Annotated in this window: 15 protein-coding genes and 1 pseudogene; all 16 read right to left on the reverse strand. The window is 71.8% G+C overall.

Features of this window, described 5'->3' with window-relative positions:
- Positions 1-78: 78 nt before the first annotated feature.
- Entirely contained in the window at positions 79-1,275 is a 1,197-nt protein-coding gene (locus AB0A97_RS35390) for a site-specific integrase (protein WP_361158071.1), read from the reverse strand.
- Positions 1,276-1,342: 67 nt separating this feature from the next.
- Positions 1,343-1,606 (reverse strand): annotated as a pseudogene (locus tag AB0A97_RS35395) (hypothetical protein); the annotation flags it as partial.
- A gap of 105 nt (positions 1,607-1,711) precedes the next feature.
- The gene (locus AB0A97_RS35400; RefSeq protein ID WP_361158074.1) at positions 1,712-2,158 is read right to left on the reverse strand and encodes a hypothetical protein; all 447 of its coding nucleotides are present in this window, start codon (positions 2,156-2,158) and stop codon (positions 1,712-1,714) included.
- 104 nt (positions 2,159-2,262) lie between these two features.
- Positions 2,263-3,063, reverse strand: a complete 801-nt coding sequence (locus tag AB0A97_RS35405; protein WP_361158077.1) for a hypothetical protein — start codon at positions 3,061-3,063, stop codon at positions 2,263-2,265.
- An 87-nt stretch (positions 3,064-3,150) separates the two neighbouring features.
- Positions 3,151-3,756, reverse strand: a complete 606-nt coding sequence (locus tag AB0A97_RS35410; RefSeq protein ID WP_361158080.1) for a hypothetical protein — start codon at positions 3,754-3,756, stop codon at positions 3,151-3,153.
- 82 nt (positions 3,757-3,838) lie between these two features.
- Positions 3,839-4,450 carry a hypothetical protein gene (locus tag AB0A97_RS35415; protein ID WP_361158083.1) on the reverse strand — a complete coding sequence of 204 codons (612 nt, stop codon included), beginning with the start codon at positions 4,448-4,450 and terminating at the stop codon, positions 3,839-3,841.
- Positions 4,451-4,785: 335 nt separating this feature from the next.
- Positions 4,786-5,382, reverse strand: coding sequence for a hypothetical protein (locus AB0A97_RS35420; RefSeq protein ID WP_361158086.1), 597 nt, complete (start codon positions 5,380-5,382; stop codon positions 4,786-4,788).
- 57 nt (positions 5,383-5,439) lie between these two features.
- On the reverse strand, positions 5,440-7,227 hold the full coding sequence (locus tag AB0A97_RS35425) for a TraM recognition domain-containing protein (protein ID WP_361158090.1): 1,788 nt from the start codon (positions 7,225-7,227) through the stop codon (positions 5,440-5,442).
- Between the two features lie 277 nt (positions 7,228-7,504).
- A complete protein-coding gene (locus AB0A97_RS35430) occupies positions 7,505-7,831 on the reverse strand; it encodes a hypothetical protein (RefSeq protein WP_361158093.1) in 327 nt (108 codons plus the stop codon).
- 269 nt (positions 7,832-8,100) lie between these two features.
- Positions 8,101-8,928 (reverse strand): DUF317 domain-containing protein, encoded by an 828-nt coding sequence (locus AB0A97_RS35435; protein ID WP_361158096.1) that lies wholly within the window; start codon positions 8,926-8,928, stop codon positions 8,101-8,103.
- Positions 8,919-9,275, reverse strand: a complete 357-nt coding sequence (locus AB0A97_RS35440; protein WP_361158099.1) for a hypothetical protein — start codon at positions 9,273-9,275, stop codon at positions 8,919-8,921. Before AB0A97_RS35440 ends, AB0A97_RS35435 begins: the two co-directional genes overlap by 10 nt.
- A 26-nt stretch (positions 9,276-9,301) precedes the next feature.
- A complete protein-coding gene (locus tag AB0A97_RS35445; RefSeq protein ID WP_361158103.1) occupies positions 9,302-10,105 on the reverse strand; it encodes a DUF317 domain-containing protein in 804 nt (267 codons plus the stop codon).
- Positions 10,102-10,485, reverse strand: a complete 384-nt coding sequence (locus AB0A97_RS35450; protein ID WP_361158105.1) for a hypothetical protein — start codon at positions 10,483-10,485, stop codon at positions 10,102-10,104. Before AB0A97_RS35450 ends, AB0A97_RS35445 begins: the two co-directional genes overlap by 4 nt.
- 272 nt (positions 10,486-10,757) lie before the next feature.
- On the reverse strand, positions 10,758-11,156 hold the full coding sequence (locus AB0A97_RS35455; protein WP_361158108.1) for a hypothetical protein: 399 nt from the start codon (positions 11,154-11,156) through the stop codon (positions 10,758-10,760).
- Positions 11,157-11,262: 106 nt separating this feature from the next.
- A complete protein-coding gene (locus AB0A97_RS35460) occupies positions 11,263-12,021 on the reverse strand; it encodes a hypothetical protein (RefSeq protein ID WP_361158111.1) in 759 nt (252 codons plus the stop codon).
- A 23-nt stretch (positions 12,022-12,044) separates the two neighbouring features.
- Positions 12,045-12,740 (reverse strand): hypothetical protein, encoded by a 696-nt coding sequence (locus tag AB0A97_RS35465; protein ID WP_361158114.1) that lies wholly within the window; start codon positions 12,738-12,740, stop codon positions 12,045-12,047.
- Between the last annotated feature and the right edge of the window lie 11 nt (positions 12,741-12,751).

Raw genomic sequence — 12,751 nt, forward strand, 5'->3', positions numbered from 1 at the left:
CCCACGAACCGGCTGGGAAACGTGAGCCCCTCCGCGATGGGCCCGTGCCGGCGGCTGACACCGGTGGTCGTACTGGACCTAGCCACCGAACACCGCCTTGATGTCATCCGCGGAGTAACCGGTGGGGTAGCTCGTCGCTGGCCGCGGCGTGCTGTAGTGCTCCGCAAGCTTGTCGAACATCTCCTCCACCCGCGCGGTCAGGTAGCGGCTGGTGGTCTGGATGTTCGCGTGCCGCATGATCGCTTGGACCTCGACCGGTGTGAGCTTCCCGCCGTTGGCCATCCGGGACGCCGCCGTGTGCCGAAGGTCGTGCAGGGTCCAATTCGTGCCCAGCAGCTCGTTTGCCCGCTGCATGATCCGGCGCATCGCCCAGTAGGACAGGGGGCGATCGCTCCCGCGACGAGTCCGCCAGACCGACTCGCCCCGTGCCGGGGTGCCCGCCTCGTCGAGATACCGGGCCAGTCGGACGAACGCCTGCGGCGAGGCCGGTACTGCCTCCCTCTCCCGGGTGCCCTTGGAGATCACGTAGATCCGCTGGCCGGCCCAGTCGATGTCGCTCACCCCCACCCCGAGCAGTTCGACCGCGCGGGCGCCGCTGGAGACGTAGAACTCCAGCAGGGCTCGGTCACGCTCACAGCCCATGCGATCGAACAGCTCGTCCCACAGCCGATCGGGAATCGAACGGGGCGGCCTGTCGGAGACCTTCTGCCGCAGCCGGGCCCGCCCCACGACCGCCCGCGGCTCCAACGGACTCCGGTGGGCAAGGGCATGTCGGCGCTGCGGCGAGATGGGGACAGGGTTGACCACAGGCCCGTTGCCCTGGTGGGCGTGGAACCCATAGAAGCCGCTGACCACCGACAACGCATGGTTGATCGTTCTGGGCGCATATCCGGCACGGAGCGTCGGCTTGCCGGTCCTAAGGTTCACCGACCCGGGCACGTGTCCGCCCGGTTGACTCCGCCGTCGCTGCGGATTCGAGGCCGTCCGCAGCCACCCGGCCAGCACCGTGACCTCAGCCTCGGTCGCTTTCTCCCAAGTGACCCCCAGCAGCCACAGCAGCCGGAACCACCGCAGCAGGCCGTACCCGTAGCTGCGTACCGTCAGCGGGCTGCAGTCGTTCAGTGCCAGATCTCGCAGGTAGGCGGTAGCCGCCTCGATCTCGTCGTCGTACGCGTTCACGACGATGTACGGCGGGTGGAAGCGCCGAGCGGGGACAACGGCCCCCACCCGGGGCAGCTCGGCCCGCCCCTCGATCATTTCCTGTCGCAGTTCCAAGGTGTTCCTCCTCGTCGATCGCACTGGCCATCACGTCGATTCAACGAGGGGAGTTGGTGCAGATAACTGTGCACTGGCGCCGGGTCATCCCGGGGCGCCCGTCCTGGTTGAGGACGTGCAGCGGCATGGACGCGAACCGGTGGGCGGGGTTGAGCGCGTCGTTGCGGATGTTGCCGGAGGAGACCCGCAGGATGGGGATGCCGGCCGGTTCGGCTATCTCCTTCTCCAGGCGGTCGAGATGGTCGTAAACGGCCTGCGGCTCCCAGCCGGTGTCGGCGAAGATCGCGTAGTTGACGCGCGGAAGGGTTCCTTCGGCGGACAGGGCGAGCAGGGCACTGGACTGCACACCGGCGCCAAGGGAGAGGGATCTGAAGGCGGGGGTTGCGGAAATGGGGCGTCCTTGCGGTGTACGGGGGCGGCACCCGCGGGCGTGCGGTCAGCGCCGGGCGGGGGCGGCGTGGGGCGGGGCGGGCGTCGGCGGCGGAAGCGGTGAGGCAGGGGGGCGGCGCGGCGAAGGCGGGGTGCACGCTGTCGAGGCCGTCGGCCAGGTGGCGGGTGGTGTCGGTGGCGTCCCGCAGCCATTCCCAGGCGGCGTCGGGCTGTTGACGCCAGTGGGCGTTGTCGCGGGCCCATTCGAGGTCTGGGCGGCGTTGCGCAGCTGTTCGGCGAGCTGGGCCAGCACCGCCTGCCGCTGGTCGCCGTCGCGCGCCGTCCCGAGGGCCTGCAGGAGTTCGTCGAGCGCGGTGGGCAGCGGTGAAGGGGCGGTCGGCAGGCCGTACAGCCGGGCGTGCAGGGACCGGGCCACGACGGTCACCGGACCGCCGGAGCCCCGGTAACCGAAGCGGGGCCCGGCCTGGCGCCGCACACTGAAGCTGGCGACCACGTCGCGGGGCGCGGCGTCCGGGTGGATCTGGGCGGCGAGGGCGAGGGCGATGTCGTGCGGGGTGGGCGCGTCATCGGTGGGCGTGGGATCTCCCGGGGCGGAGCTCAGAGAGAGCGGCTGGTGGTGGCTTTGGCCACCGGGGCCGGGCGGACGGCGGTGCGCGTGGGTGCCGGGGGCCGGCCGAAGGTGGCGGCCAGGTCGCGGCGGCCGTCGGCGCTCAGGTGCACCCGCTCGTCGTGCAGCCACAGCGGGCAGTCCTCGCGGGTGACGAGGCTGCGGGCTTCCAGGGAGCGCAGGGTGCCGGTGGTGATGCGCAGGTCATCCCGGCGCAGGTACGGCTTGCCGTTGAAGATCGTCACCTCGCCGCGCGCCACTGCACGCAGCGCGGCCTCCTGCGCGGGGGAGAAGGCAGGCGGCTGCTGTGGGGGGAGCTCGCCCCGGTGGCGCCGTTCGGTGACGAACAGTTCGGCGGTCGTCAGCGTGTCCTGGGGGCCGAGCGCGGTCAGCTCCCGCACGAGGCCGAGGCGGCTGTTGGCCATCTGAAGGGCCTGCCGGTAGGTCAGCAGCGGGCCGTCGCCCTTGACGGGAACGCCGGCCCGGGTGTCGTCGAGGATGTCCTCGGCGTCCAGGAGGTGGTCGGCTGCGTCGGTGGCCAGGTGGGCGAGCTGGCGGACCCGCGCGTACACGGTGCTAATTTCCGGGCTGTGGTACATCGGCTGGGCGTTGAGGTCATCGATGATGTCCAGCGCCGAGCGGGCCAGGTGCTGGGTGGAGGTGGCTTGCTGGGCCAGGGCGGTCGCGGGACTGGAGCCGTCCAGCTGCAGGCGGGAGAGGTAGTCGTTGTGACGGGCGAAGTCGGTCCCCAGGAGCAGGAGCTGTTCGGCCGGGGCGGTGGGAGCGGTCATCGGCGGCGGGACGGTTCCGTTCGGTGCGCGGCCCGCGGAGGCGTACGGGACAGGCACGTTGACGTGGCGGTAGGGCGTTGACGGGTGTCACCGGCGGGGTGCGGACGGCTTCGCGGAGGCCACGGGCACGGGCTTCGCCATGGCGGGGACGAGGGACTGGCCCTGACCCGGCTGCTGCTGGTGCGCCAGCTCGTTGATCTCGATGAGGGCCCGACCGTGGAGGGACCATTGATGAAGGTGGGGCCAGGCTTCGGCATGGAACTCAGCGAGCCGCTCCTCGTACGCCGCGGTTCCCTCCACGGCGTCCTTTGGCAGCTTGTGACGGTCGTCGAGCCAGGCATCGTGGGCCTCGTACAAACGCTGTGTGCTGACGCCCAGTTGGACAAGCTGCCAGGCGTGGCGCAGCGCATGGTCCGAGGCCGGCATCTGGACGAGCTGCTGCTCCGCGGCGGACACCAGCTCATCGGCGTGGTAGTACACGCGCCCGAAGGCGCCCAGGGTGTCCTCGTTGCGTTGGTTCTGTCGGTGGGCGTAGGCGTCGGCGTCGTACGGCTGGGCCGTCTCCGGATCGCTGTGCCCGGCGGAGTAGGCGTCCCATGCGGCCTGGATCTGCTCGCTCTTGTGCAGGTAGTCGCAGAGCTGGGCCAGGTACAGCCGGTGCGCGTGGCCGGGAGGCGGAGTGGAGATGCGCAAGTGAGACTCTCAGTGATCGTGGTACTCCCGCCGCGCAGAACGGGACGGGCCTGGACGGCTGCTCGGCACGTCGCCTGGGCTGTCAGCGCGTACGGCGCGGCCGGTCCGGAGCCGGGGCGGCGGGCGGTGTGGGCGTGTGGCCGCTGGTGCGGGCGGGGGCGGCGGGGATGTCGGCGGGGGTGCGGAAGCCGAGGCCGATGCGGGCGCCCAGGTTCTCCATGGACAGGGCGATCTCCGCCTGGACGACCGCGCCGAGCTGCCGGGACTCGTCCGTGCCGGCGGGCAGGGCGTAGCCGTCTTCGGTGGCGATGAAGCCGTGGTCGGCCAGGACGCGGCGGGCGGCGTCGGTGCGGGCGGTGGCGGTGACGCGCTCGCCGGAGACATCAAAGTGGACATCCGGTTCGGGCAGCGGTCCGTTCTGGTTCCAGCGGGTGGTCCAGCTCAGGTCGGACACGTCCCAGGTGTGCTGAAAGAGGAAATGCATGGCGTCGCCGGTGCGGGTGTGGGCCTGCTCGCCGGCATAGGCGGGCGGCAGCAGATACAGCGGGCGGCCCGGGTCGCTGGGCTGGCGGGCGGTGAAGCCGTGGTCGGTCAGGATGCGCTGGGCCGCGGGGAGGGCGCGGTTGAGCAGGACGAAGGTGTGACCGTCGTCGGTGGACCCGATGACGACGTCGTTGTGGTCGATAAAGGCCATGGTGCTCCGAAGGGCAAAGCGGTGGTCGGGTAGCGAAGTTGCCGCCGGTGGCGTCAGTCGGCGGGCGCCAGGGGTGCAGGTGGCGGGGTGAAGCCGGACTGGGCCAAGGCGGCCTTGTCGACGGCGCGCTCGGTGGCGGCCTTGGAGGCGTGGGCGGGGGCGGCGGGCAGCTCTTGGCGCCGGGCCCGGTGCCCGAGTCAGCAGGCTGATCCCGTTGTGGAATTGGCGGTTCAGGTGGTGACGGTGCGTACGCCGTCCGTCGTCCCAATGAACATCGGGCAGCCCCGCGCAGGACATGATCTGCGGATCAGGAGAAGGCGCTGAGCCGGTTGCGGTCAGCGTGTTCTTGGGACGGCTGTGGGCCCAGGGGGTATCGGGCACCGGGTGTTGGCCGCTGTACGCGATGCTGCGGATGAAGCGGCGGTGGCGCCGGGGCCAGCGAGAGCGCGGTCGATGAGCTGCTGGTCCTCGCGTTGGGCGGCGGCGGAGGCCAGGCGACGGGAGAGCCGATGTGCCAGCCTGCGGTACGCCTTGGCAGAGGCATCCATCCTCTCGGCGGCGTCGTTCAGGACACGCCGGCTTGCCTGCGGGCTCTCATCGGCGTCCTCATACAGCAGCACTTCGGTGCGGGTGTGGATGGCGAGGGTGCACATGGCGGCGGCCAGCGATACCTGGGCGGAGACCTCGGCGAGTTCGGCGAGGTTTTCGTGCCCGCCTTTCATGACCGCGTACTGGCTGGTCGACAGCGTCGCGAGCTGTTGTGTGCACCGGGTCGCCAGCTCCTGTGCCCGGACGGCGAGCGGCGCCAGCTCGCGGACGGGCTTGGGGATCTCTCCGGCACGGACCTGTTCCACCTCCGCTCGCAGCGATTCCAAGGTGGGAGCCACTTGGCCGAGGACGCGGGTCTGCTCGGACAGGTCGACGAACTGCAATCCGAACTCCAAGGAACATCAGGGGCGAGGGCACCGGGTGGCGTGAGGGGGGAGGGGTCACGCGGCGGTGCCGTAGTCGTTCTGCTGGGGGGTGTGCTTGGCAACGGCACGGGCGGTGATCGCCTTGGAGGCGCGGGCGGAGGCGGCGGACAGCTCGGTGGCGCCGGGTTCGGCGTACCAGGGGCGCAGGGTGAGCATGGCGGCGCGCATGCCGGTGGCGAAGCACAGGGCGGTGCCCTTGGCCAGGGCGCGGATCGCGTCGGCGGGCAGGATCCGCTCCTGGCGCATCGAGACGGAGGTCGACTTCCCGGACTCGGAGTGCGAGGTGGAGGTGGTCTCCACCTCGTGGTCGCCGATCAAGCGGCTCAGCTTGTCCGCGAAGTCCGGGTCGTCGATGCCGCTGCCGATGACCTTCACGGTCGAGGCGGACCACATGGCGTCCATGCCCGCGTCCCCCCAGACTTTCTGGCCCTGCCGGTAGGACTGCAAGATCGTGATGGGGATGATGCCGCGTGAGCCGAGGTGGGAGTACAGGTCGGGCAGGTCGCTGATCTTGCACACGTTGGCGGCCTCGTCCAGAATCGCGAGGGTCGGCGGGTCAAGACGTCCTCCGGCCCGTTCGGCCTGTGCGGTCGCGGCCCGCATCACCGCGTCCGCACATGCAGCGATCAACGCCGATGCGCCGCCTCCGCCGTCCTTGCTGAGGAGGTAGAGGGTGTCGGAGGAGGTGACGAACCGCGACGGCTGGAACTCGGCAACATCCTTCTGCGGTGTCACCCATGCCGCGATCTCCGAATTGAGCAGGGCGGCGGCGTACTGGCGGGCGGTTTCGAAGATTCCGTCCCTGGTCTCCGGCGGGCCTTCGACGGTGCCCTTGAGCTGGGCCGCCACGGCGGCGAAATCATGGTCGCGCAGGATGTCCAGCGGGGTGCGGTCAGCGGGGAAGGCGAGCCAGGCCATGATGTCGGTGATCGGACGCTCGTCGAGGGCGGCGGCCAGCAGCAACTGGCTCAGGATGTTGGAGCCGGCCTTCGACCAGAAGTCGCCCTGCTGCGAGGCGTCCACCGAGGCGGAGACGAAGTGGCCCGCCAGCCTGTTGGCGCCGTCCAGGGTCTTCGCGGTGGCCAGGGGGTTCCACCACATGGTGCGTGCGGCGTGGGCGATCTGCTGCGGGTCCATCGACCACGTCCGTCCTACGCGCGAGCGGGCGTCCACGGTGGCGGTGTAGGCGTCGCCCGCCGCCTTGTTGCTGGTCAGCAGGACCGGGCCAGGGGCGTTGAGGATGGCGGGGACGGCCAGGCAGGTCGTCTTCCCCGAGCGCGGCGCCATGATGGCGACGGCGACGTCCTCGTACCCCATCCGCACCTCGTGCGGGGTGCCTTGGAGGTTGCCGAGGAGGATGCCGGTGTCCTGGGCGGCGATGTGCTTGGTGTCCTTCAGGCTCGGGCGCAGGGTCCGTGCCTTGGCTTCGATCGCTTTCGCCATCAGCGGTTCGATGTCGCGCGCCTTGGCCATGCCGGTGATCTTTTTCTTCCGGCTGCCGCTGCGGTTCTTGCGGCGGTACCACAGGACGCTGGCTGCGGCACCGAGGGCGAGGAGGACGGCGGCGGGAACGATGCGGGCGCCGACGAGCAGGGACGTTTCTGTGGCCTGGGGCCAGAGCTGATCAGGGTGGAGCAGGGCTGCGGTCGGCTGATACGGCGCCCACGGAAGGCTGGTGAGGCAGGCGGTGATGTTGCCGGACAGCCAGGCAAGGTTGGAGAAGGGGACGACGATGGCGAGGGCTCCGAGCAGGAGCCGGAAGGCGATGTCGTACCCGTCGGAGCTGTTGGAGGAGGGGGGCAAAGGGGCTATGTGCTTCCGGACGGGGACGGAGAGACCAGTAACTGCGGCCGTTCCAGGCCGATGGCCCTCGCAGGTGCTCGGGTTCTTCGGCGGGGCGTCGCGACGGGCGGTGGGGCAGGGAGGCGGTCTTCCGGGCGGGAAGAGACCTGCACAGTGGGTAGGTCCCGGCGCGGGCGCGTCACGAGACTGGGCTGGCGGCCGGGACGCTGAGCGGGTGCTGACGCGCGGCAAGGGGCCGCGTTCGGACACGGCGACGATCACGTGTGCCGGCGCGCGGTCACCTGCGTACCGAGGGGGACCGGTCGGGTGCGGGCACCGCGGTCACAGTCGGTGGTAGGGCCAGCGGAGCAGAGGTGTGTCGGGCCGCGGAGTTGATGTCCTGGAGAACGTGGCCGTGGGTCGCCCAGTCGTCCAGGTAGCTCCAGGATTCGGCGTGGTGCTCGGCGAGCGCGTCGTCGAAGACGGGGGTGCCGGGACGGGCGCCGGCGGGGAGGCTGTCGCGCGTGAGCGGCCATTGTTCGTGCAGGGCGTCGAGGCGGTCGAGCGCGGTGTGCAGGACGCCGAGCCGGTACACCCAGTGGCTTTGCACCGCACCGGTCGGCATGGTCCTGAGCTGGGTGTCGGCGGTGGCCAGCAGGTGGCGGGTGCCGGCGCGGATGTTTTCGAAGGCTTCGGCGGTGTCGGCGTCGCGCTGGCTTTGGCGCAGCCCGTAGGTGTGGTCGTCGTGCGGCCAGCCGTCGAGGTCGGTGTGCTCGTCGGAGTAGGCGTCCCAGGCGTCGAGGATCTCTTTGCTGTCGCGGATGTAGTCGTCGAGGTGTTGCAGGAACGCGCGGTGAGCGGTGTGGTCGGGGGAGACGGTGGAGTCCTAACGGGTCAGCGGCGGGCGGCCGGACGGGTGGCGGTGCCGGTCATCGGCGAGGCCGTGGTGGGGCGGGCCGGTTGCTGGCGGCGTGCGGCGCGGGCCTGTGCGCGGATGGCGTTGAGCCGGTTGGCGTGGGCGGCGGCGACCTGTTCGGGCGTGTGCGGGCTTGGTTCCTGCACGACGCTGTGGTGGGCGGTGCGGTCGAACATGCCGCGCTGGAGCGGAGCAGGGTCGGCGAGCCCGGTGGTGAAGGCGGCCACGAGATGGTCGGGAACCTGGCCGTCGAAGCGGGCGTGCCAGATTCGGGGGCCCAGCAGCGTGCCGTGTCCTGGCTCGCAGGTCTCGACGTGCCAAAACCCCCGGAGATCCTCCTGATCAGGACAGCGTTCTACATGGCACATGCGGTCGGGGGAGTGGGCCGTGGTCGCGTTGCTCAACAGCCATCCCGCCGACTCAAGGGCCTGGAGTGGGTCCGGCGGCTGGGGCGGGGGCGGGGCGGTGAGGGCGTCGGTGAGGCGGCCGAGGATCTCGGCGGGCACGAGTTCACCGAACTCGGCGTACCAGCCCGGTTCGGTTCCGGTGGGCGCGGCCCGCAGCCGCCACCACGCGGAGGTGACGGACTGCGGGTCGAAGTGCAGGGTGAACCGTCCGTCCGGGCTGCTCAGGATGATCTCGGGGCTGAACGGGTCGGACGTGCGGTCCCAGCCGGCTGCGGCGAGTGCGTGGGTGACGTGCCGGGCATCGCCGGCGCCGGCGAGGTGGCGGGGGCTGGTGTCGAGTGGGATGCGCCGGGGGATCTGGTCGGCGAAGGCGGCGAGCTGCCGCTCGCTCACCGGCACGGGCCGCACTGCGGTTCGGCGCTGGAGGCGCTGGCGTACAGCGCGCGCAGGTCGTCGAGCGCGTAGTGGAGGGTGTGCTGGTTGGCCTGTTCCCACGCCGCGGTGCGCAACTCCATGATCAGCAGGTCGGCTTCGAGGCTGCGCGGGGTGTCGGGGTGTTCTTGTACGGCGCGGGCCAGGGCGCGCAGGGCATCGGCGAGCTGGACGGGAAGACCTGTGTATTCGTCCAGCAGCGGTTCGACCAGGGCGAGCGCCTGCTTGGGGTCGGGGGTCTCGCGCAGGTAGTCGGTGAGGCGGGACAGGGTCTCGGTCGCGGTACGGATGGCGTCCGGGGTGAGTGCGGGCACGGGGCTCCTCGGGAGGTCGGCGGCGGTCAGCGGCGGGCTCGGGGGCCGCCCGGGTGAGCGTGGGGGCGGGCCGCGGTGCGGGGCCGGGTGCTGCGGGCGGTGTTGCGGGCCCAGGTGGCGGCGCGGGCGGCGGTGATCCGGGCCTGCTGCCAGGCGCTGAGCTGGGACGGCAGGACGGACACCGACGTCGTCTTGATCTGGGTGCTGGGCGGGACACGGCCGAGCGGGCGCATCACGGGCTCGGGGCTGGCGAGGGCGGTGGAGAAGGCTTGCATCAGGTGCATCGGGGTGCTGGCCGCGAACTGGGCGTTCCAGCCGTTGCCCTGCTGGTCCTTCGCCCCGGACCACCACATCGCCGCGCCGTCAGGGCTCTGGTGGTATTGCATCCAGGCGCTGCCGTCGGGGCTGGTGGCGGTGGCCTGCTCGGCGTTGGGCGGTGTGTGCCAGCGCTGTTGGTGAAGGGGAGCCCACACATTGGGGGCGTGCGCGGAACGAGGCTGGGTGAGGGCGTCGGTCAGGCCCGCGACGATCTCCACCGGGGTTTGCCGGCCGAGGTGCGCCCACCACTCGGGCTGGTGCCCGCTCGCGGCGCCGTGGAGGGTCCATCCGCCCGGCTGGACGTGGGGGTCGTAGGCGATGCGGACCGAGCGGTCCGGGCTCTGCATGAGCAGGGGCCCGCCCGTCTTGGACCTGTCCCGCCAGCCGCAGGCGCGCAGGAATTCGGAGACGTGGCGGACATCGCCGCCGCCGGCCAGGGCGCGGGGCTGGACGAGGTAGTGCTGCTGGGGCTGCTCGCCCGGCCCCCAGTTGTGCCACTGTTTCTTCTTCATCGGCGCCGCCGGACGACGAGCGGAGTGGGCACCGGCGGCTTCGCCGTGGCGGGGGCGGGGCGGACGCTGAGGTGCCGGAGCGTCTCGCGGTGCTCGTCCAGGTCCAGCGCGATGTCGTTGAGTTCGTTGGAGGCCCGGCCGAGGGCGAGCCACACTTCCGCCGGCAGCGCTCCCCGTTCGGCTTCGGCCTTGGCGAACACGCTGCCCGTGATCACGAGATGGGTGATGCCGCCGAGGACGCCGTCGTCGGGATCGAGGATGCGGGCGATGGCCTGCGTGGCTTGATGCGGGGGCAGTTGAGCGAGGTGGTCGGTGAGCTGGCCGAGCTGGCGGGTGATCTCGTCGGCCAGCCGCACCGCGTACGGGGTGGGGTGGGGCATGCTCCTCCGGGCGGGGCGGTCAGGAGTGCTGGCGGCATCCGGTGCGCTGCGATTCGGCGAGGGCGGCCTCCGGGCGGGCGCCGGCCAGTGGGGCGGGGCGGTGCGGTCCGGTGGGGATGCAGGCACGCAGATAGCGGCGGAACAAGGCGGTGGCCAGGCGGGGTGTGAGACGGATGGTGGTCGGTGGGGGGCGTGCGGGGCGCTACGGGTTTCTCCGGGGGTCGGGCGGTGCCGGTGGGGCGGCCCCGGTGGGCGGGGCCGCCCCACCGGCCTTACGGGGTGCGCCGGGCCGGTGCGGGGGAAGCGGCCGGGGCCGGGCGCTGCTCCGAGGGGTTGGGCTTGGCGGGCCGCAGCTCGCGCACCGCCTGCTGATAGGCGGCCTCGTCGAAGACGTCGGAGGTGCAGTTGACCTTGTACCCGGCCTGGAGGAGAGCGGGGATAGCCCGGGTTGCCACGCGCTTTTGCTCGTCGGCGGTCAGATGTACGGGCACCACGTGCCAGATGTACAGGGGCGCGCCGACAGGGTATTCGAGTCGTTGCAGGCCGAGCTGGTCGAGCAGGTCGTGGAGCTGTGCGGGGGCGCCGGTGGGGGTGTCGGCGTGGATGGTGGAGGTCAGCGGCTTGACGTAGATCTCGACGTCGGTGTCGTACTCGTCGGCCAGATTGGCCATGGTCGGTTCTCCAGTTCAGCGGCTGTCTACGGGAGGAGGGACGGCCGCCGGCCCTGGTGAGGGGATGTGCGCCAGCACCAGGAAGCCGGGGCGGGATTCCGCCGCTTCACCGGGCCCTGGCGGCCGGGGGACGGGAAGCAGCCGGGGACGGCGGCACGGCGGGCGGTGCGGCGCTGGGCGCGATCCGGCCCGAGGGGTGCTGGAGGGCGGTGGCGATGCCGTGCGCGCCGAGCTGGCGGCCGGTCTCGCGTACGGCGCGGGCCTGCACGGTGGTGTCGTCACCGCTGAGGCGGTAGATGCCGGTCTGCTGATCGGGGACGAAGCCGTTGGCCGCCAGGACGGCGCCGGCCGTGTCGCCGACGGGCGCGGCAGCCAGGCTGCCGTCCGGCTGCCAGGTCAGGACGACCCGCTGCGGCTGGGACGGCTGGACGTCAGCGGCTGCGTTGTGGCGCACCTGGGCGAGCGCGGTGTCGTAGCGGGCGAGCAGGTCGCCGGCGACCTGCTCGGCGCTCAGGAAGGGATCGTCGGTCAGCGCGATGCCGTTCGGCTCGGGTACGCCGCGGTACGCCTCGTCGGGGAGGGCGCGGGGGGCGACGGCGGCGATGAGGAACCCGTCGCGTGCGTCGTGCCGGTTCAGGACGGCGAGCTGGGCGCCGTCCGGGCGGCTCAGGACGGCTGCCTGCTGCAGCGGATGCTCAGCGAGGGATTCGGCGATCAGGTCCAGGTCCCAGATCCGGTCGCCCAGTTCGGCGAGGTCGTCCTTGGCGTCGGGCGGGTGGTAGGTGCTGGTCCAGGTGTCGGGCAGTTCACTGGCCAGGACGTCGGCGTAGGAGGCCAGGCGCTCGGAGTTTTCGTGGTCGTGCATGGTGTCCTTGAGCGAAGGTGGGGTCAGCGGCGCAGCCCGGCGGCCACGGCGGGCGGCGGTGCCAGAGCCGTGCGTGGCGGGGGCGGGCAGGCGCACACGGCGGAGCGCTCGCGTTCGGTGGCGGGTACCTGTTCGGTGCAGGTGCTGCGGCCGGGGTGCGGGGCGTGCCGGTCGGCGAGGGCGTTGCGGGTATCGCACAGCTCGGTGCGGATGCGGCCGAGGCGCTCGTCGGCGAGGTAGCGCAGCCGCCGGGCGACGTGCGGGTCGGCCGTATCACCGAGGCCCTCGTGGAACTCGGCGGTGGCGGTCAGGATGTCGCCGAGGGCGGCGAGGACCCCGTCGTGGGCGGCGGTCAGCTCGGTGAGTGCGTCGGCCACCTCGTCGGTGGTGGTGGCCGTGCGGATGCGTTCGGCGAGGTGGGCGACGGAGGAGCCCAGCGGCAGGTAACTGACCGGCCGGGCGTCGGTGTCGAAGCTCGCGTCGCAGTCGACGTGGTATCCGGCGGTGCGCAGCCGGGCGACGGCCTCGGTGGCGATACGGGTGTCCTCGTCGGGGGTGAGGCCGGCCGGGGCGCGGTGGTAGGTCTCGTGGACGCGGACGACGGGGACGAGGCCGGCTCTCTGGAGGATGCTGTGCGCCTCCGGATCGCCGCCGCGGGCCAGGACCTCCTCGGAGTGCGGATCACGGCGCACGGTCAGGAAACGGTCGGCACGGGGCAAAGAAGCAATCC

It is taken from the genome of Streptomyces sp. NPDC045470, assembly GCF_040646595.1.
Classification (GTDB): Bacteria; Actinomycetota; Actinomycetes; order Streptomycetales; family Streptomycetaceae; genus Streptomyces.

Excerpts from the sequence above, each read along its gene's own strand:
- AB0A97_RS35405 (WP_361158077.1), bottom strand. The coding sequence starts at position 3,063 with ATGACCGCTCCCACCGCCCCGGCCGAACAGCTCCTGCTCCTGGGGACC.
- AB0A97_RS35415 (WP_361158083.1), bottom strand. The coding sequence starts at position 4,450 with ATGGCCTTTATCGACCACAACGACGTCGTCATCGGGTCCACCGACGAC.
- AB0A97_RS35430 (WP_361158093.1), bottom strand. The coding sequence starts at position 7,831 with ATGCCGACCGGTGCGGTGCAAAGCCACTGGGTGTACCGGCTCGGCGTC.
- AB0A97_RS35445 (WP_361158103.1), bottom strand. The coding sequence starts at position 10,105 with ATGAAGAAGAAACAGTGGCACAACTGGGGGCCGGGCGAGCAGCCCCAG.
- AB0A97_RS35450 (WP_361158105.1), bottom strand. The coding sequence starts at position 10,485 with ATGCCCCACCCCACCCCGTACGCGGTGCGGCTGGCCGACGAGATCACC.
- AB0A97_RS35455 (WP_361158108.1), bottom strand. The coding sequence starts at position 11,156 with ATGGCCAATCTGGCCGACGAGTACGACACCGACGTCGAGATCTACGTC.
- AB0A97_RS35460 (WP_361158111.1), bottom strand. The coding sequence starts at position 12,021 with ATGCACGACCACGAAAACTCCGAGCGCCTGGCCTCCTACGCCGACGTC.